Origin of the sequence: Geotalea daltonii FRC-32 (genome assembly GCF_000022265.1) — a bacterium.
GTDB lineage: Bacteria > Desulfobacterota > Desulfuromonadia > Geobacterales > Geobacteraceae > Geotalea > Geotalea daltonii.
Genome location: NC_011979.1, coordinates 20513 through 38523, shown reverse-complemented (window position 1 = coordinate 38523; position 18011 = coordinate 20513). Strand labels below are relative to the sequence as shown.

The 18011-nt window shown below is 54.9% G+C and carries 18 protein-coding genes; 5 read left to right on the top strand and 13 right to left on the bottom strand.

Features of this window, described 5'->3' with window-relative positions:
• Positions 1-8: 8 nt before the first annotated feature.
• The 5 genes from GEOB_RS00150 to GEOB_RS00130 all read right to left on the bottom strand — a co-directional run bounded on the left by GEOB_RS00150 (position 9) and on the right by GEOB_RS00130 (position 3772).
• Positions 9-650: a precorrin-8X methylmutase gene (locus GEOB_RS00150; protein ID WP_012645136.1), complete on the bottom strand. Its 642-nt coding sequence runs from the start codon at positions 648-650 to the stop codon at positions 9-11.
• Positions 650-1033: a sirohydrochlorin chelatase gene (locus GEOB_RS00145; protein WP_012645135.1), complete on the bottom strand. Its 384-nt coding sequence runs from the start codon at positions 1031-1033 to the stop codon at positions 650-652. The genes GEOB_RS00150 and GEOB_RS00145 overlap by 1 nt, the downstream gene beginning before the upstream one ends.
• A 2-nt stretch (positions 1034-1035) precedes the next feature.
• Positions 1036-2334, bottom strand: a complete 1299-nt coding sequence (locus GEOB_RS00140) for a M16 family metallopeptidase (protein WP_012645134.1) — start codon at positions 2332-2334, stop codon at positions 1036-1038.
• 21 nt (positions 2335-2355) lie between these two features.
• Positions 2356-2814 carry a YqaA family protein gene (locus GEOB_RS00135; protein WP_012645133.1) on the bottom strand — a complete coding sequence of 153 codons (459 nt, stop codon included), beginning with the start codon at positions 2812-2814 and terminating at the stop codon, positions 2356-2358.
• A 178-nt stretch (positions 2815-2992) separates the two neighbouring features.
• Entirely contained in the window at positions 2993-3772 is a 780-nt protein-coding gene (locus GEOB_RS00130; protein ID WP_012645132.1) for a hypothetical protein, read from the bottom strand.
• Between the two features lie 417 nt (positions 3773-4189).
• On the opposite strand from GEOB_RS00130, the gene aroF reads away from it, so the two are divergent.
• Both aroF and GEOB_RS00120 read left to right on the top strand, forming a co-directional pair.
• Entirely contained in the window at positions 4190-5209 is a 1020-nt protein-coding gene (aroF, locus tag GEOB_RS00125) for a 3-deoxy-7-phosphoheptulonate synthase (RefSeq protein ID WP_012645131.1), read from the top strand.
• A gap of 193 nt (positions 5210-5402) precedes the next feature.
• Positions 5403-5876: a hypothetical protein gene (locus GEOB_RS00120; protein WP_012645130.1), complete on the top strand. Its 474-nt coding sequence runs from the start codon at positions 5403-5405 to the stop codon at positions 5874-5876.
• Positions 5877-5880: 4 nt separating this feature from the next.
• Here the strand turns inward: GEOB_RS00120 and GEOB_RS00115 are convergent, their stop codons facing one another.
• Complete coding sequence (locus GEOB_RS00115; protein WP_012645129.1) at positions 5881-7317, bottom strand: ATP-binding protein; 1437 nt, start codon at positions 7315-7317, stop codon at positions 5881-5883.
• A 145-nt stretch (positions 7318-7462) separates the two neighbouring features.
• Between GEOB_RS00115 and GEOB_RS00110 the strand changes: the two genes are divergently transcribed.
• From GEOB_RS00110 to hslO, 3 genes are read left to right on the top strand one after another with little or no spacing between them, the layout of a single operon-like run.
• Positions 7463-9835 (top strand): peptidase U32 family protein, encoded by a 2373-nt coding sequence (locus tag GEOB_RS00110; RefSeq protein ID WP_012645128.1) that lies wholly within the window; start codon positions 7463-7465, stop codon positions 9833-9835.
• A gap of 32 nt (positions 9836-9867) precedes the next feature.
• The gene (locus tag GEOB_RS00105; protein WP_012645127.1) at positions 9868-10401 is read left to right on the top strand and encodes a hypothetical protein; all 534 of its coding nucleotides are present in this window, start codon (positions 9868-9870) and stop codon (positions 10399-10401) included.
• Positions 10392-11291 (top strand): Hsp33 family molecular chaperone HslO, encoded by a 900-nt coding sequence (gene hslO / locus GEOB_RS00100; protein ID WP_012645126.1) that lies wholly within the window; start codon positions 10392-10394, stop codon positions 11289-11291. The genes GEOB_RS00105 and hslO overlap by 10 nt, the downstream gene beginning before the upstream one ends.
• A 53-nt stretch (positions 11292-11344) precedes the next feature.
• On the opposite strand, the gene GEOB_RS00095 is transcribed toward hslO, so the two are convergent.
• The 7 genes from GEOB_RS00095 to GEOB_RS00065 form a co-directional block, all read right to left on the bottom strand.
• Complete coding sequence (locus tag GEOB_RS00095) at positions 11345-11569, bottom strand: hypothetical protein (protein WP_230198996.1); 225 nt, start codon at positions 11567-11569, stop codon at positions 11345-11347.
• 89 nt (positions 11570-11658) lie between these two features.
• A complete protein-coding gene (locus GEOB_RS00090) occupies positions 11659-13983 on the bottom strand; it encodes a nitric-oxide reductase large subunit (RefSeq protein ID WP_012645124.1) in 2325 nt (774 codons plus the stop codon).
• A 59-nt stretch (positions 13984-14042) separates the two neighbouring features.
• Positions 14043-14561, bottom strand: coding sequence for a DUF2127 domain-containing protein (locus tag GEOB_RS00085; RefSeq protein ID WP_012645123.1), 519 nt, complete (start codon positions 14559-14561; stop codon positions 14043-14045).
• 83 nt (positions 14562-14644) lie between these two features.
• Positions 14645-14878 (bottom strand): hypothetical protein, encoded by a 234-nt coding sequence (locus tag GEOB_RS00080; protein WP_012645122.1) that lies wholly within the window; start codon positions 14876-14878, stop codon positions 14645-14647.
• Positions 14879-14930: 52 nt separating this feature from the next.
• Positions 14931-15950, bottom strand: a complete 1020-nt coding sequence (gene hemE / locus GEOB_RS00075; protein ID WP_012645121.1) for a uroporphyrinogen decarboxylase — start codon at positions 15948-15950, stop codon at positions 14931-14933.
• Positions 15951-16081: 131 nt separating this feature from the next.
• Entirely contained in the window at positions 16082-17161 is a 1080-nt protein-coding gene (locus GEOB_RS00070; protein WP_012645120.1) for a radical SAM/SPASM domain-containing protein, read from the bottom strand.
• Between the two features lie 92 nt (positions 17162-17253).
• Positions 17254-18009 carry an ABC transporter permease gene (locus GEOB_RS00065; RefSeq protein WP_012645119.1) on the bottom strand — a complete coding sequence of 252 codons (756 nt, stop codon included), beginning with the start codon at positions 18007-18009 and terminating at the stop codon, positions 17254-17256.
• Between the last annotated feature and the right edge of the window lie 2 nt (positions 18010-18011).

Below are 18011 nucleotides of genomic sequence, written 5' to 3'. Positions count from 1 at the left end.
TCAGAGTATCAACCCCCCTCTGCCATTATCAGCAAAGCGTTGACCACTGCCGCCGCCACATTGGACCCACCCTTGCGCCCCCGGTTGGTAATGAATGGAATTCCCGGGTAATCATCCTCCAGGGCAAGGAGAGCTTCCTTGCTTTCAGCGGCACCGACGAAACCGACCGGCAGGCCGACAACCAGTGCCGGTTTGAAATTTTCTTCCCGCACCAGGCGCAGCAGTTCGAAAAGAGAGGTGGGGGCATTGCCGATGACGAAGATGCCGTTGGCCGGATCGGCTGCCCCTTTGCGCATGGCAAGGATCGAACGGGTTACTCCCTCGGCCTGGGCCGCCCGCGCCACCTGGGCGTCGGCGACAAAACAGGAAATCCTGTTGCCGAATCGCTCCCTTCTTACCCGATTGATGCCGGCAAGGGCCATGTTGGTATCGGTGACGATGCCGAGCCCGCGACGAAGCGCTGCAACGCCACGCACGACGGCTGCCGCCGAAAAGAACAGGTTTCTGGAATACTCGAAGTCGGCACTGGTATGGATTGCCCGCCGCACCACCTGCCACTCCTCGAAGGACCAGGAATGGGGGCCGACCTCAGCCTCGATCAGGCGGAAAGATTCGGCTTCAATCTCTTCCGGACGCAGATGGGTGGACATCAGTACCACCTCTGTTCGGTAAGGGATTGGGCGATGCGTTCCACGACTATCTCGGCCAGCTTGTGGTGAACCCCCAGATGTTTGCCCATGGCCATTTCCACTTGGGGATGGCGCTGCCTGGCCTCCTCCAATTCAGCCGGCAGGTCCTCCAACACGTGGGCTCCCAGGTAAAGAAAATAGGGAAGAAGCAGGATGCGCTCCGCCCCCCTGGCCACGCAGGCATCGATCCCTTTCTGGATGTTCGGGGCATGCTGTTCGCGGAATGAGACCTCGACGATGTCGTACCCGGTCATCTTTTTCACCATGCCGGCTATTTCATGCACCGCCTGGTTGGCGTCGGGAATACGGCTCCCATGGGCCATGATCAAAATCGCTGTTTCCATAACTACTCCCGTGTGCATTCCTGCTCATAGTCAAGCAGTATCTTTTCCACCTCACGCTTGAGCCCTGCCTTCAAAGGACCGACTGCCACCAGATTCAGGTTGCAAGGGGCAAACAGTGCTGCAGCCGCCTCTTTAAGCTGGTGAGCGTCGATAGCGGCAGCCTCGGCATGGTCCTCTTCAAGTTCCCGGACTATATCCATCAGCTCGCCCCACCCGTAGCGCACCTGCATCTCATAGGTGGAGTCGCGGCTGTATTCCAGATCGAAGAAGTATCCATCCTTGACTCGCGCCAATTCCTCATCCCCAACAGCTTCCACAGCAAGCCTTCTCACCTGGTTGAGTATTTCCCGTACCGCCAGCGGCAGGTTCTCCGGTGCCGTCGCCAGTTCAATGCCGAAAGAGCCCGTTTCATCATAGGCCGATATGGAGGCATCCACCGAGTAGACTATACCCAATTTCTCCCGCAAAAGCAGGTGCAATCTGGAGCTCCCGCCGCCGCAGAGAATCCGGCGAATCAGCCTTGTGGTCATGATTCGTGGATCGGGTCGGGCAAAGCCGCGAAAGGCGATCTGTAGATTGACCTGGCTGTCCGCGTCCCGGACGAACAGGGACTGCGGCCGGTGTTGGTCCCCAGTGGCCCGCAACAAGGCAGGGAGCGGCTGACCGCTCCAGTCGGCAAAAGCGTCTTCACATGCTGAAAAAATACGATCTGCCTTGATATCCCCGGCCACTACCACCACACTGTTGGACGGCACATAGAAAGATGCCAGATGGCGACGCAGGTCCTGTTCGGTAATGGCATTGATGGTTTCCAGATATCCGATGGTCGGCATTCCCAAGGGATGACCGGGCCACATCATTTTGCTCGACAGGTTGCTGGGATTGGTCTCTTCGCCGCGATCGTTGATATCTTCCAGCGCTTCCTCGGTGATGATACGCTTTTCCACATCGAGCCCCGTCAACGTGGACCGGAGTAGCATGGAGGCGAACAGTTGCAACCCCTTCTCCACATGCCGGGGATGGACCCGTGAAAAATAGCAGGTGCTCTCTTCATCGGTTGCGGCATTGACGGAACCACCGATGGCATCGAAGGCCACCTCCAGATCTATGCCGGCAGGATAATCCTCATTACCGCGAAAGAGCATGTGTTCGAGAAAATGTGACAGCCCTGCCTGTTGCTGCGGATCATTACGTCCACCAACTCTGATATATACGGCTATCTCCACACTATGCAGGTGTGGCATTTCCACCGCCACGACCCGCAAGCCGTTGGCCAGCACTTTTTTGCGACGGGTTATCATGTAACCTCCAAAATCAGGCATTTAACCCGTTATTATCTTTGAGCCCTGCAACGTCAGCCATGCCACTGCAGCGTATCGACAAAACTTGCCGAGGAAAACCAACCCGAAAAATCTGACGAAGCCGATCCTTAAGAGCCCGCCTGCAAGACAAAGGGGATCGCCGATTACCGGCAGCCAGGAAAAAAGCAACGACCAGGAACCATAGCGACGGTAGAATTCCTTTGCCCGCGCCTCTGCCTGTTCATTAATCCGCAACACCCTGCGGATCAGCCACGGTCCCCCATAAATGCCGAGCCAATAGGTGGTGCAGGCACCCAGCAGGTTGCCGGTAGTGGCCACTGCCACTGTAGCTACCGGATCATGTCGATTGACGAGCATTATCGCCAGCAGCCATTCGGAACCCAGCGGAACCAGAGTTGAGGCAAGGAAACTAAGGAGGAAAAGGGCTGGATAACCATGGCTGAGGAGTATGTCTTGCACCCCGCCAAAGTAGCGGAAAGGGGGCTGATTGTCAAAGAGTTTGGCCTTATCTGACTCGGCTCATGAGAAGAAAAGGAAGCTCCAGCAAAACCGGCTCTCCCTTTATGAGTATATTTTCCGCAGTTGTATAAAAAAGGCCCCCTGCAGCACAGGGGGCCTTTGGTCGACAATACCGCCGTTACTGGATTTCCAGCTCCGCTTTCTCGACAATTACCACATATTTATATCCGCCGCCGAAGTCCTTGTCACCGTAGAGTACGCCTTTGGCGGTAACGACCTCCCCGATGACCGGCATGGCCTGGGACGTGACAACCAGATTATGCGTACCTTTCTTCGGATCGCCACTGCCGTCCTGGAGATGGATCCAGTTCTTGCCCATGATGTTGGCAGAGACCCTCACCACCTTCCCTCTGACGACAATGTTCTTTTTGTTCAGCTTGCCCTTCAGCTTGTAAAGCTCAGCGACTGTGTAAGCATTGGCACCCGTCGCCTTCTTCACCTTTATCTTGCCTTCGGCAACGGCGATTGCCCCCTTGCTGCCCGGTGATTTTTTTGTCCCCTTTTTCGCATTTTTCCCCTCATCGACGATTCCTTCCGAGAAGATGATCCTGTCAAAAGTGCGATTCAAGGATTTGCTGGGCAGATTGACCATCTCCATGCCCGGCTTGAAGGTCAACTGGGCGCCAAGTTCGACACTGGTCTGGGGAATGGCCAGCCAGATCTTGTTGCCGTCAGCCTGTTTCACGAGGATATAGGTGTACCCTCCGCCGTTCATGGTTTGCATGACTTTTCCCGACACCTGAACTTGCTTGGGCTGTTCGGCCTCTTTGGGCTTTTCAGCTCCGGGACGGGCCGATGAAATGACAGGATGAATCGGCTTCTGCCCCTCATCTGCCTGCCCTGCAAGTGGAAGAAGCGAAATCAGGACGGCGGCGGCAAGAATCAATGGCTGTTTCATGAATCTCTCCTTGTTGGTTGGAATACTTTCCACAGAATGTCCAACTATAACATGGCAATTGTTGAAGGCGCAGCAAAAATAAGTAGCTGCGCCTGTCAGCTCGCCGTGTCGCTATTTTTTCACCTATACAATAAAAAATCTTGACATGACGGAAAAGATTCAGCGATTATAGCAACCATGCTCACGACCAGTTATTTTTCCTTTTTCAGCTTTTATTTTTGGTGCGGCTTTTTCTTTAGGCCGTCTGCCCAGGGTAGAGGTTCGAATTAGGCGAGAGCAGTAAACTTTACTAATAAAAACCGAAAGCCGAGGGTGGACAGGAATCCGACCCCCGGCTTTTTCATTTGCAGTACCATTTTACAAGGCCGGGGGGGCGATCCTCCGGCCTTTTTGTTTTCGGGAAAAAGGAGAGGAAGAATGATCATTGTCATGAAATCCGGAGCAGTTAAAAAGGACAGAGAAGAAGTGTTGAAGCGGGTCAGGGAGCTGGGATACCAGCCCCATGTCATCCATGGTGCGACCCGCGATGTTATTGGCGCAGTTGGCGACGAAAGGGGGAAAACAGTGCTTCAGTCTATCGAGTCCATGCACGGGGTGGAAAGCGTCGTACCAATCCTGCAGCCATACAAGCTTGCCTCGAAGGAAGTTAAAAAAGAAACCAGCATCATTCCCATCACTGATACTCTCAGTATCGGCGGCAAGGAAATAGTGGTCATGGCCGGCCCCTGTTCCGTCGAAAGCGAGGAACAGATCATCTCTTCAGCCTTGGCAGTGAAGGAAGCCGGTGCCCACGTGCTGCGCGGCGGCGCCTTCAAGCCCCGCACGTCCCCCTATTCCTTCCAGGGCCTTGAAGAGGAAGGACTGAAACTCCTGGCAAAGGCCCGCGACCTGACCGGTCTGCCGATCGTTACCGAAGTAGTTAATCCTGAGACTGCCGACCTCGTCGCTGAGTATTCGGATATTCTGCAGATCGGCGCCCGCAACGCCCAGAACTTCGCCCTGCTGAAAAAGGTCGGCCAGCTCTCCAGGCCCGTGCTTCTCAAACGGGGCATGTCCATGACCATCCAGGAGTTCCTCATGAGTGCCGAGTACATCCTCAGCGAAGGGAACCAGAAGGTCATCCTCTGCGAGCGAGGCATCCGCACCTTCGAAACGGCGACCCGCAATACTCTGGACCTGTCCGCTATTCCGGTTCTCAAAGAAAAAACCCATCTGCCGGTTATTGTCGATCCTTCCCACGGCACCGGCCACTACCAGTATGTGGCCCCCATGGCCTATGCCGCTGTGGCCTCCGGTGCAGACGGGCTGATCATCGAAGTGCACCCTGACCCGGAGCGTGCTTCGTCCGACGGTCCCCAATCCCTGAAACCGAAAAAGTTCGCCAGGATGATGGCCCAGCTGAAGCTTTTTGCCGAAGCAGCAGATAGACGGCTTTAAAAAACGGTCGGCAGTCGGTGGTCGGTGGTCGGCAGTCGGTGGTCGGTGGTCGGCAGTCGGTGGTCGGTGGAGCTCTTTTCCCGCCTGACCGCCGTCTTCCGTCTTCCGTCTTCCGTCCGCCGACCGATTTTTCCCCTTGCCCTGTGCCCACCGTTCTTCTATTATTGGCGAAATTTTACCTGAGGAGGTGCCCATGCGGCCATTCATCCTTATGCTCACTGTGATACTCTCACTTGCCTGCTTCAGTCCCGCCCCGGCAAAGACACCCTATCTCTCTGCCGAGGAATTGCAGGCCGAGGCGCAAAAAGGCTTCGGCGAAATCCTTGATCTTTGGCGCGATGGGCGCTATGACCAGCTTTTCGACCGAACCGTTGCCGGCAAGGGAAGCAAGGAACAGTTTGTTCGCAAACTCGCCACAGCCGCCAAAAAACCTGCCTGTTGCTGGGAAAAGATGCAGGAGGTAAAGGTATCGGTGAAAAATGATTATACCGTGACCCTGAGAGCAAAGGTAGGCATGGAAGGGGAGGCGGCAGGCACCGACCATGTAACGAAATCCTTCAAGCTGCAAAAGGAAGAGGGGGTCTGGTGCATTTCCCAGGCCGACATCTTCTCCCTGGCAGGTGAAGGCAGAAAAACGAGCAAAAAAAGGACTGCCAAGAACAACTGATTAATCACCCGGCGGTGGGAAGGCTGATGAAGAAGGTGCTCCCCCTGCCTACCTCGCTGGTCACCCAGACCCGTCCACCATGGGCGGCGACGATCTCCCGAACCAATGCCAGTCCAAGGCCGGTGCCACCTATGTGGCGCCGGTCAGTATTATCTATGCGGTAAAACTTCTCGAAAATCTTTTCCTGCAACTCTGGCGGAATGCCACAGCCCTCATCCTTCACCCACACGACAACCTGGTCTCCCTCCGCTTCAGCCCCGACCGTCACCCTGGCTGGTGCCTGGGAATACTTCAGGCCATTGGAAATGAGGTTGGTCAGTACCTGGTGAAGCCGCGCCTCGTCACCCTGAAGTGGCGGAATATTCCGGGGGCACTGGACGACCAGCCGCCCGCTGTCATAATCCAGTGCAAACAGCCCGGCAGCATCCTTGATGAGAAGACAGACATCCAGCGGGTGCATCCGGTAAGTTGTCATCCTGGCATTAATCTGCTGCAGGTCGAGAAAGTTGCCGATCAGCTCTTTAAGCCGGGCCGTTTCCTTATAGATGGTATTCAGGTAATTCTTCAGCTGCGACGGATCGACCTCATTTTCCAGCAGATATTCGGTAAAGCCGAGCATGGCGGTCAAGGGAGTGCGCATTTCATGACTTACCGCCGATATCATCTCGTCCTTCATCTGTTCAATCTCTTTGCGCTCGCTGATATCCACTGCTATCTGCAGCCTGACCAGCCTGCCATCCGGCCAGTAAATCGCCTTGTCTATACACTGATACCACCTGCCGGAGATGGGGTTCTGGTATTCCCAGACAAAAGGTGGCTGAGGCTCACCGTCCCGCAAAAGCGTCTCCTTGGTACAGAGGGACTGGTCATAGTTCAGGACTTCATGGCTCTTCTTCCCTTTCCATTCCCCCCCTGCCAGTTTGCCGCCGAAACGGTTCATGAACAACAGTTCGTGACTTTCCATATCAGCCACAGAAACCATGGCATTCATCGAATCGAAAATGGCGGTAATCTGCCGGAACTGATTCTTAAGTGCCTCTTCCGCTTCCCGCCGCCGTTTCCTTTCCTCTGCTTCCCGTAATTCCCGCTGGATAGCCGGCACCAGCCGCGACAGGTTGCTCTTCATGACATAATCGTTGGCGCCAGCTTTCATGGCGGCAACGGCCAGATCTTCACCTATCTTGCCAGACAGGATGATGAAGGGGATATCCATGTCGGTTCCCCTGAGGATTTCCAGGGCCTCGACAGCATTGAAACCGGGCATGCGGTAATCGGCAATGATAATATCCCAGGTCCTTTGCACTAACGCCCTTTCAAGGGCGGTTGGGGTGTCGATCCTTTCATGGGACAGGTCCATGCCCCCCTTTTTGAGCTCACGGACCAGGAGGACTGCATCTTCTTCCGAATCCTCCAGTATCAGTATGCGGATCTGTTCAGGCACGCATCCCCCGGGTTCACTTCCCGCACTCCCTGCCGGAATGCTCCGGCAAAACCGTATAAAAGGTTACCAGATTTCCCTTTCATTACAAGGCATGCACTGGCTCATTCAACTTGACGCTTTTCCCCCCTTCGGGTAGTCTAACCGGATGTCTTTTGTAGAAAAAACAAGAAAAAAGCCCGAGCTGCTCTCTCCCGCCGGCTCACTGGAAGCATTTTTCGCCGCCATGGAAAAAGGCGCTGATGCCGTTTATGCCGGGCTGCAAGACTTTTCCGCCCGGGCCAAAGCGAAGAATTTTTCCCTTTCCCAGATGGAGCGGATGCTTGCCTATGCCCACAGCATGGGACGCAGAGTTTATGTCACCATCAACACCCTGGTCAAGGAATCAGAGCTGCCGCGCCTGGTGGAAGTGCTTGCCTCCCTGGAAGAAATGCGGGTCGACGGGGTCATCCTGCAGGATATGGCCACGGCCCGCCTGATCAGGAATTTCTTCCCCGGCATTCCGCTCCATGCCTCCACCCAGATGACCATTCACAATTCCCTGGGGGTGAAGCAACTGGAAAAATTCGGTTTCCAGCGAGTGGTGCTGGCCCGTGAGCTGCACCTGGACGAGATCAGGGCCATCGCCGACTCTACCACCGCAGAAATTGAATGCTTCATTCACGGTGCCCTCTGCTTCTCCTTCTCCGGGCAATGCTACTTCTCTTCGTTTCTTGGCGGCCACAGCGGCAACCGGGGACGTTGCGCCCAGCCTTGCCGCCGTCAGTATACCTACCGTGGCAAGGAGGGCTACTACTTCTCCACCAACGATTTCTCCAGCATCGATTTGCTCCCCCAGCTCGTGGACGCAGGCGTCTCTTCCCTGAAGATCGAAGGCAGGATGAAATCCGCCGAATACGTGGCCAGTGTCGTCGGCGCTTACCGGCAGGTTCTGGATGCCCCTGAACGGAAACGAGCCGAGGCGGTGGCCGCGGCCAAGGAACTCCTGAAGCTCTCTTTCGGCCGGGTGCCAACCAAGGGCTTTCTCGCCTCCCATCAGCCGACCGATATCGCCACCCCTTCCCTGAAAGGCGCTACCGGCCGGTTCCTCGGCGCCATCAAATCCATTCAGGGTAACCGCATCACCTTTGAAACAAAGGACAAGCTGCACGTGGGGGACCGCATCCGGGTACAACCCAAAAGCGATATGGCTGGCCGCGCCTTTACCATCAAGGAACTTTACCTTGGCAAACAACAGGTCAAACAGGCCCACGAAAAAGCTCTGGTTTCCACGCCATCGCCATTTCCCTTCAAGATCGGGGACACAGTGTTCAAGGTCTCATCGGAAACGGCCTTCACCATGAGCGAAAGCGCCTGCCTGAAAAAACTGGATGCCGTCAAGGGGGACAAGCTGCCCTGCAAACTGCAACTGGCGATGGTCGACCATAATTTGCGCATCGAGGCGATGGTTGCTGGAAAGAATGAATGTCTGGAATTTCCTCTGGGACAACTGGAAGAGGCTCGCACCACCGACATGGAGGCCGTGCTTACTGCCCAATTCAACAAGACAGGTGATACTGCCTTCACCCTCGCCTCGTTGGCCGCACCCGGATTCCCGGCCGTGCTCATCCCTCCGGTTAAGCTAAAGGAAATTCGCCGGGAATTCTACCGCCGGCTCGCCGAAAAGGTGGCAGGGGAGTTGAAGGCGCATACCCGCGGCCACCGCAAAGCTGCACTTCAAGCCCTGGCCGGCAGGAAGGCTGCCAAAGAAGCAAGTCGGGAGGAACTCACTGTCCGCCTTGAGCATATCCGTGACTACCATCTGCTCCACCAGAACGGAATCGACTCACTGATCATGCCGGTGTCCAGGGCTAACATGCATCAGGTGCCACTGTTTGTCCGCAAGCTTAAGGCGCGGGAACAGCAGGTAATCTGGCAGCTTCCCTTTATCATTTTCGAAGCGGATATACCCTTTTTTCGTGAAGCCGTCACCACCTTGACAAGCCTTGGTTTCCGCCGCTTCGAGGCAACGAATCTTTCCCATTTCGAGCTGCTTTCAGGCCATGCTGTGGAGATTTCCACCGATTACCGGCTTTTCTCCCTTAACAGCCAGGCGCTGCTGGCATGGCAGGAATTGGGTGCCAGCGCGGCAACACTTTATATCGAGGACGATGCGGAAAATATGGCGGAGCTATTGGCTGCCGATGTGCCAATCAAAAGGCGCGTCATCGCCTATTGCGGCGTCCCTGCCATCACCTCCAAAATCCGCATCAAGGATGTGCGCAACGATGTACCGGTGGTTTCCGACCGCAATGACGGCTACGTGGTGACAAACAGGGATGGTCTTACAGTAGTTACGCCAAATGTCATGTTTTCCCTGACCGCATTCAAGGGAAAACTAAAGGAGATGGGATGCAGCTCCTTCATTCTCGACCTTTCCCAGATCTCTTCCGCCGACTATGGCAGGATCATCAATGCCTTCGACAGGGGAGTGGAACTGAACGGAACGTCCGATTTCAACTTCAACCGCGGCCTTGTCTGACAACTTTATAAGACTCCACAACAGAGGTAAAAATGAGCATCTTCGACATGTTGAAAAATCCGGCCCTGCTTGATCTGATCAAGGATCAGCATCTGAAAGAGATCGTAACCCGCAGGGAAGTGAGGGTGAGCCAGGACTACTTTCATCGGGAGTTGATCGCCCGGGCAATGGACGAGGAAATCCACGAATTGTCCATGAAATTTTATGATGGCTATGGGGAGATCAGCGGCAAGGTGAAGAAGAAGCTGATTCCGTTCAGCATCCCATTTTCTGCGCGATTTGGCGTGGAGCGGATATTTTTTACGCCAAAGGAGAAGATGATCTTTCTCAAGATTGAAGAGGTAAAACCGGTTGATGTGGATTTTGTCACGAGGAAAGTCGTGGAAAAAATTCCATTTCTTTCCTACTGCGAGGGCACCATCGCCTGCGATTTGACCCAGGTGCCCGAACTGCAGAAATTTCTTGCTTATAACATCAATGGGATCAAGGTCTGTGACTTTCTCACCATCAAGGAGTTGCTTTTCAGGGAGGGTGAAATGATCGGCCGTCTGGGATTATGCCTGTGAGTGATTATCTGGTGAGGATTATCAGCAAAAACGGCAAGGTGCGGGCGCTGGCCTGCCTCACCACCGAGCTGGTCAACGAGCTTTGCCGCCGGCATGACACCTGGCCGACAGCTTCCGCTGCCTTGGGGCGAGCACTGACCGGCGGAGCACTTTTCGGTGCGCTGCTGAAGACGGGTCAACGGGTGGCACTCAAGTTCGAAGGCAATGGACCGCTGCAGAAGATCCTGGTCGAAGGGGACAGTAACGGCGCCGTTCGCGGCTGTGTAGGCGCTCCACATGTACATCTGCCGGAAAAGAACGGTAAGCTGGATGTGGCCGGAGCCTTGGGTCGTGCCGGATTTCTCACTGTCACTAAGGACCTTGGGCTCAAGGAGCCCTATCGGGGCACCGTCCAACTTTTCTCCAGCGAAATTGCCGAAGATCTGGCACTCTATCTGACCGAATCGGAGCAGATACCCTCGGCAATCGGTCTGGGTGTCTACGTGGAACCCGACAACAGTGTGGCTGCGGCCGGAGGATTTCTCATCCAGGCACTTCCACCGGCCGATGATGCTGCAGTCGATACCCTGATGGACCGCCTAGCCAAACTGCCCCCCATAAGTGAGCTGCTGCGCAACGGCAGCAAGCCGGAAGAACTGCTGGCCTTGCTTTTTGCAGATATTCCCTACGACATCCTGGAGAGGCGTGCCCTGGCCTTCGACTGCTCCTGCAGCCGGCAAAAAATTGAACGGGTGCTGCTCTCCCTTGGTCGGGAGGAGCTATCAGACATACTTGAAAAACAGGAACAGGTAACGGTGGATTGTGAATTCTGCCGCGAGAGCTATATCTTTGATCGGAAGGCTCTGGAGCTTCTGCTGGCGGAATTGACCGATTCCGCATCATCAAAATAAAAAGGCCTGCCGGGTAAATCGACAGGCCTGCCTGTGTGAAAGCGAAAGTAACTTTACCTGGCCGAGGCTATCAGCTGGCGTGCCCTGTCCTCCTGATTGGGGAACAGGTCAGCCGGTACGTTTTCCCTGCCCAAGGCCTTGCACACCAGATATCTGGCACAGCCGCTGCTGTCTTCCCTGCAATACCTCATCTTGATGACACTGGCAGTCGATGGCATGTTACCCATCTTGTCGTTGAAGAAAACGCATTTTTCCAGCAACTCACAATTTTCCATCATTCCCCCCACTGTAGGCGATTTTCTCAGGTGCTTTTGTAATTATTGTCACCCAACTAACGAGAAATTATATGCTTTTTAATTTATTTTTTTCAAGCTTTTAAATTTTCGCCTCCGGCAAGTCTTGTAAATTCACCTTCTTCCTGCCACCCATGGCCCCCCGGCCTGTTTCTGTTGATAAACATCCGCACCGCAAGGTAGACGACCGGGAAGATACCGCCAACAATGAAGATTGCATCACCGGGAAAGCGAAGCCATTCAAAAACCCTGACCAATGGCTGCTGAAAAAACTCTGGAGCTCTGGCGTGCCAGTAGGAGTAGGTGAGGGCATCATTCAGCTGGAGCACGCCAACTGGGAAGAGGTTGATGAAGAGCATCCAGGCAAGCCCGATGTTCATACTCCAGAAAGAGGATCTCATTGCCAGCTCGCTGGCACGGTCACGGGGAATGAAGTACCGTGCTACGAACATGAAAAACCCCATTGCCAGCATGCCGTAAACACCCATCAGCGCCCCATGCCCGTGATTGGCTGTCCATTGGGTACCGATCTCGTAATAGCTGACGATGGGCAGGTTGATGAGGAAACCGAAGACTCCGGCCCCCAGAAAGTTCCAGAAGCCGACTGCAATGAGGAACATGACCGCCCATTTGTGTGGAAATTGGCTGCTGGGGGTTGCAAACATGGACTTCTCGCCCCCCGCGGCCCCCAGCTGCATGAAGCGCCAGGCCTCGTAGGTTAGGAGTACCAGCGGAATGACCTCCATGGCCGAGAAAAACGCGCCCAGCGCCATGTGTATGGCCGGTGCACCGCTGAAATAGAGATGGTGCATGGTGCCGATGACACCGCCAATTGAATAGAGGATGATATCCATATAGATGATGATATTCGCCACCCTGGCCCGCACCACCCCCAGCAGGACAAAAATATAGGCGACCATGATGGTGGTGAACAGTTCGAGAAAATCCTCCACCCACAGATGCACCACCCAGAAACGCCAGAAGTCGATGACGGCAAAATTGCTGCTCTTGCTGAAAGCCATCCCTACCGCATAGAAGAGCGGGATGGAAAGGGCACTGTAGAGAAAGAGCCAGGGCATGTTGCCCGGATGCTCCTCCTGGAGTGTATCCTTGAGCCCACGCACCAGAATAACCAGCCAGAGAAACATGCCCATGGTCAGCAGCATCTGCCACAACCGCCCCAGGTCCAGGTACTCCCATCCTTGAGACCCGATCCAGAACCAGGGTCCATTCAGGCCTATATAATCCTTGATACTGGCTGCCTCGCCTGCCAGGCTGCCAACCACCACCACAACCAATGCCCCAAAAAGGAGCAGGGCAAGTTTGTCCTGGTGCCTGGGCTCGCGGCGGGCAATCATCGGTGCGAGAAAAATACCCATGGCCAAAAAACTTGAGGCAACAAAAAAGAGGGCAAGTTGCACGTGCCACATGCGTGACAGGTTGTAGGGAAGCCATTGGTCGAGCTTCAGGCCAAAAAATCCTTCTGATTCCACATGATAGTGGGCATTGACGCCACCGAGTAGACCCTGACAAAGAAAAAGGCCGGCCACGACCAAGAAATACCAGGCAGTTGCCCGTTGCGCCGGTGTCAACCGCACCTCGTCCGGCATTATAAAACGGCGCTCTGACAATCGCTCTTCCTCTCCATGCCAGCCAAGCCATTTATAACGGCCGAAGAGAAACAGCACCACCCCGGTGCCGCCAAGGAGCGCGGCCAGGCTGAGGACACTCCAGAGAAGGGCCTGCGCTGTCGGCTCGTTTCCGGCAAGGGGGTCGGCCGGCCAGTTGTTGGTATAGGAATATGAGGCGTCGGGGCGCACGGCGGCACTTGTCCATGCCGCCCAGGAAAAGAAAGCGGTCAGCCTCTTTATTTCTCCCTCGTTGGTGATGGCCGGTCGGCGCAAGCCCTTGCTGTTGCCTGAAGTGCCGAACCAGTCACGGTAGAAATCCACCATGGTTCCGAAGGCCTGGTCCTGCCCCTTGGTATATTTCAATGTCCCTGTGTTCAGATCGTAGAGGTTCGCCTTCAGCTCCCGACGTATCCGCTCCCGCGCCTCTGCATCGGAAAGCCCCTGCCCGCGATAGAAGGAAAGCATCTCCATACCTTGATGGTGGAGATACTGGGCGGTGAAATCAGGGCCCAGGTAAGCGCCATGGCCATAAATGGTGCCGTATTGCATGAGACCATATTTCTGGAAGATCTGTTGACCACTAATGATGTCTTCACCGGTAAACAGGGTACTCCCATCGGCAGACAGCACCTGACGCGGGATTGGTGGGTGGTCGGTGCTGACGCGCAAGGCAAGGTAGCCAAGCACGGCAAAGCCGAGAAGAAAGGTGACTATGGCTGTCTGAAGCCATAAGGGGGACAACAGCATCTTCCTGTCTGAGATTTTCATGTTCACCCCCTGCGGGGAATCAACCACATGAAACAATACTAATCACCAGCTCAGTGATGTCAATTGCTGCCCCTATGGGTCGCTTGCCAGCGCACGAGAGCCAGCCAGAACACGATGAGAAGGTTGAGGGCAAGCATGAGGATTTTGAGGAGTGAAGTGGAAAGGAAAAGCTCATAGACTTCCACAGGCAGATAGAGGCAGCCGGTGAGAATGCCGAACCATATGGCCCACATCTGCTGTTGCCATAGCCCATAGGCTTCGATGAACCTGATGATCGCATATGCCATGGCTGACGCCGCCATGACCCACAATTTGGCATCATTGACCGAGGCCATGGCATCAAGAAAAACCCTCGGCAGGTGACTGGCCGGGTTCAGGTGCACGGCACGGACCACCTCTTCGGCAATTGCCTGAACATCACGATGAATCAAGGCGAAAAGGCCGAAGCCGACCAGAACCACCAATAGCCCTTTTGTTGCCTCAAGAATAGCGACAGCCCTCACGCTGGCCTTGCCGCCATGGAGAAGAGCCAGGATGTCTGCGCCACCTGCTTTGTCATGCATTTCAGGCTTTGTCACCGGTTAGCTCCTTTGCTGCGGAAACAGAAAAGGCGGGGTTTACCCGCCTTGCCTGCATAAGCTGTCATATTCGATGAAAAAGCTCAGTCTTTGCCCCTGTGCTTTTTTTTGCCTTCTTTTTCCTTGTAGTGACCCTTATGTTTTCCATGGCCCTTTTTCTCTTTGATTATGATGGTCTCCTTCTCAATCACTCTCACCTGAGGGGCCGGAATACGGGGAGCAGGCACGCCCACATTAACGCTGACATCCACGCCGGCAAAGGCAATACCTGTCATCAACAGCAGTCCAGCAGCCACCATACCTGTTCTTTTCAGCATAGGCTTCTCCTTAACATTGTCTATGTCCTGCATAGACAGGACTGTTCGTTCATTATTGCTGCGAAAGACGGTGTACGCATTCCACCATGTGGATGGCGTTCTCCGGCGGTACCGTCGGTAAAATTCCATGTCCAAGATTGAAGATATGGCCGGAGCGTCCGCCGTTCTCATCCAGCACCCGTTTGACCTCTTTTTCGATGACATCATTAGGCGCAAACAGCACGGTGGGATCCAGGTTCCCCTGAACGGCCATGCTACCGAGAATGTCCCGGGCTTTTCCCAGATTTGTGTGCCAGTCGAGGCCCATCACATCCCCCCCCGCCTTTTTGACGGTGTCGAGCATGGTGCCGGCTCCCTTGACAAAGTGGATAACCGGAACGTTTTGCCGGTTGAGGCCGTTGATCAGCTTGGTGGTGTAGGGAAGAACGAATTTTTCGTAGTCGGATGGGGACAGAACGCCTCCCCAGGTATCGAAAATCTGGATGGCTTGGGCACCGGCCTTTATCTGGGCATTGAGGTACTCCATGTCCATCATGGTCACTTTTTCCATGAGAGCCGCATAGACCTCAGGGGCAGCATACATCATCCGCTTGATGGTGGCCCAGTCCTTGGAGCCTTTGCCTTCCACCATGTAGCAGGCGAGGGTGAAGGGAGCACCGCCGAAGCCGATCAGGGGCACCTTGTTGGCCAGCTCGCGGCGAAGGATCTTGATTGTTTCCAGCACGTAGGGAACATCCTGCTCCATCTGGGGGATACGCAGCTTTTCCACGTCAGCCATTGTCCTGATCGGGTGTTCGAACACCGGGCCAGGGACGAAATCCAGGGCCATGCCCATGGGCTCCACCGGAGTAAGGATATCGGAAAAGAGAATCGCGGCATCGACGCCGAGAATATCCACCGGCTGGATGGTCACTTCAGCGGCCAGTTCCGGGGTTTTGCACAGTTCCAAAAAGGTGCACTTGCTGCGCACCCGCATATAATCGGGCAGGTAGCGGCCCGCCTGGCGCATAAGCCACACCGGTGTCCGGTCGACAGGCTTGCCCCAGCAGGCATCCAAAAAACGTGTATTCATGGTAACCCCTCCTTTTATTATACAAAACGTCTTTCACCACTAAGACACGAAGATCACGAAGAAAAACAGAAGCGCAAGAATGGTGCGGCACGAATGACTCTTTTAGGGTCCTTCGTGCCTTCGTGGTGAGATTATTTTTTTTCGGACTGCTTCTGAATCCTGATCGGCACGTAGTTGCAGAACGGCTCTTCTGCCATGTAGTCGCCGTAGACCGCATCAGCCCTGGCCCGGCACCCGCCGCAGACGTTCAGATACTCGCACTGGCCACATTTGCCCTTGTAGTCCTTGAAATTACGCAGCTCCTTGAAGATCTGGGAGCTTTCCCATATTTCACGGAATGGCGTTTCTTTAACATTGCCGGCGGTGCGGTGGAAATAGGAGCAGGGCTTGACGTTGCCGAAGCAGTCGATGAGGCAGATGGTCTGGGCGGCGATGCATCCCTTGCCACCGCCGGTGGAGAAAGTCAGGCTGCGGCGCTCGAAACTGGAGCCTTCGGCCTTGGCCTTTTGAGGGACAATGCGATAGTAATGGGGAGCGCAGGTGGGACGCATGAGGATGTCATCCTCCATCTTCTCCTGCTGATAGTGCCAGTCCAGGATTTCCTCGTAGTCTTCCTTGGAAATCAGCTCATTCATGATTTCCTCGCCGCGGCCGGTAGGAACGATCATGAACATGTACCAGGCAGTGGCGCCCAGAGATTTTGCCACCTTGAAGGTGTTGGCAATATCATTCTGGTTGCGCTTGGTGAAGGAGGAATTGATGAGGAACTTTTGCCCATGCTTGCGAAACAGCTCTGCCGCCCTGACGACACCGTCAAAGGCGCCGGGGCACTGGCGGAAGTTATCGTGTACCGCTGCGGTTGAGCCGTCCAGGGAAAGGGAGACCATCTTGATGTCCGCCTCTTTCATCTTCTGGCAGACTTCATCGGTCACCAGGGCGCCATTGGTCGCCATGCACATGCGCAGGCCCAGGGAGGTGCCATACCCCGCCAGCTCGAAAATGTCCTGGCGCATCAAAGGTTCGCCGCCGGAAAGAACAACAACCGGCTTGGAAAAGTCTGCTATTTCCTTTAAAAGTTTCTTTCCTTCGTCGGTGGTAAAGTCACCTTCCGACGAGGTAAGATCAGATGAACAGCGGCAATGTACGCATTTAAGGTTGCATTTCTGGGTTGTTTCCCAGGCAATCCATTTAGGGATGAATTCTTCAGCCATACGATCTCCTGGGGAGGTTCGAGGTCGAGCCTCTGCGATAGCGAACAAGTGAATTTACTATGAAAGTCGGCTAAAACTCAAGAAGATTCGCCTTATTCGGACATCTTGCGGTTGAAGGTGACGGCTGCCACGGCAAAGGTGACAGCAGCGCTGACTACCAATACGATGATGTACTGCCAGTCCAGGGCGCCGTGCAGCAGAGCCTGCCTTGCCCCTTCGAAGATGGCGGTGGTGGGCAGAATCCTGATCAGGGGCTGGATAGTTGCAGGATAGGAAGAAAGAGGAAAAAAGATGCCGGCCATGAAAATGAGCGGCACGATAATAACCGACTCTACCCGGCCGATGTTCTCCGGTTTATCGATGGTCGTCCCACAGACGGTGCCGAGACAGGAAAAAATCATGGAGCCCAGGACTATGTAGACAAGATAGGCGATGAGATTGGAGTAGTCCATGCGGAAGGGGGTGAGGAGAAAGATGACCACGGCCACGGCCATTCCTTTGATCGCCCCTTGGCAGAACCCGGAAAAAATCTTGCCGACGACGATGTCGTAGACGGTGATCGGCGTTACCCGGTATTCTTCAATGGTGTGCTGAACCCGCCGGTGGAACCACATGCTCCAGGCGCTTTCGGTAAAGGCGGCATTGACGGCGGTCATTGAGATCAGCCCCGGTGCAATGAAGAGAGGGTAGGGGATGCCTTCCACGTCGGCAATATAGCCCTTCAGGCCGAAGCCGAAGGCCAGATAGAGGGTGAGGGGATAGGCTGTAACCGCCAGCAGCTCGGAGAAGATGCTCCGGCGCATTACCAGCATGTCGCGCCTCCAGATTGTCAGGCCTCCTCTGAACATTG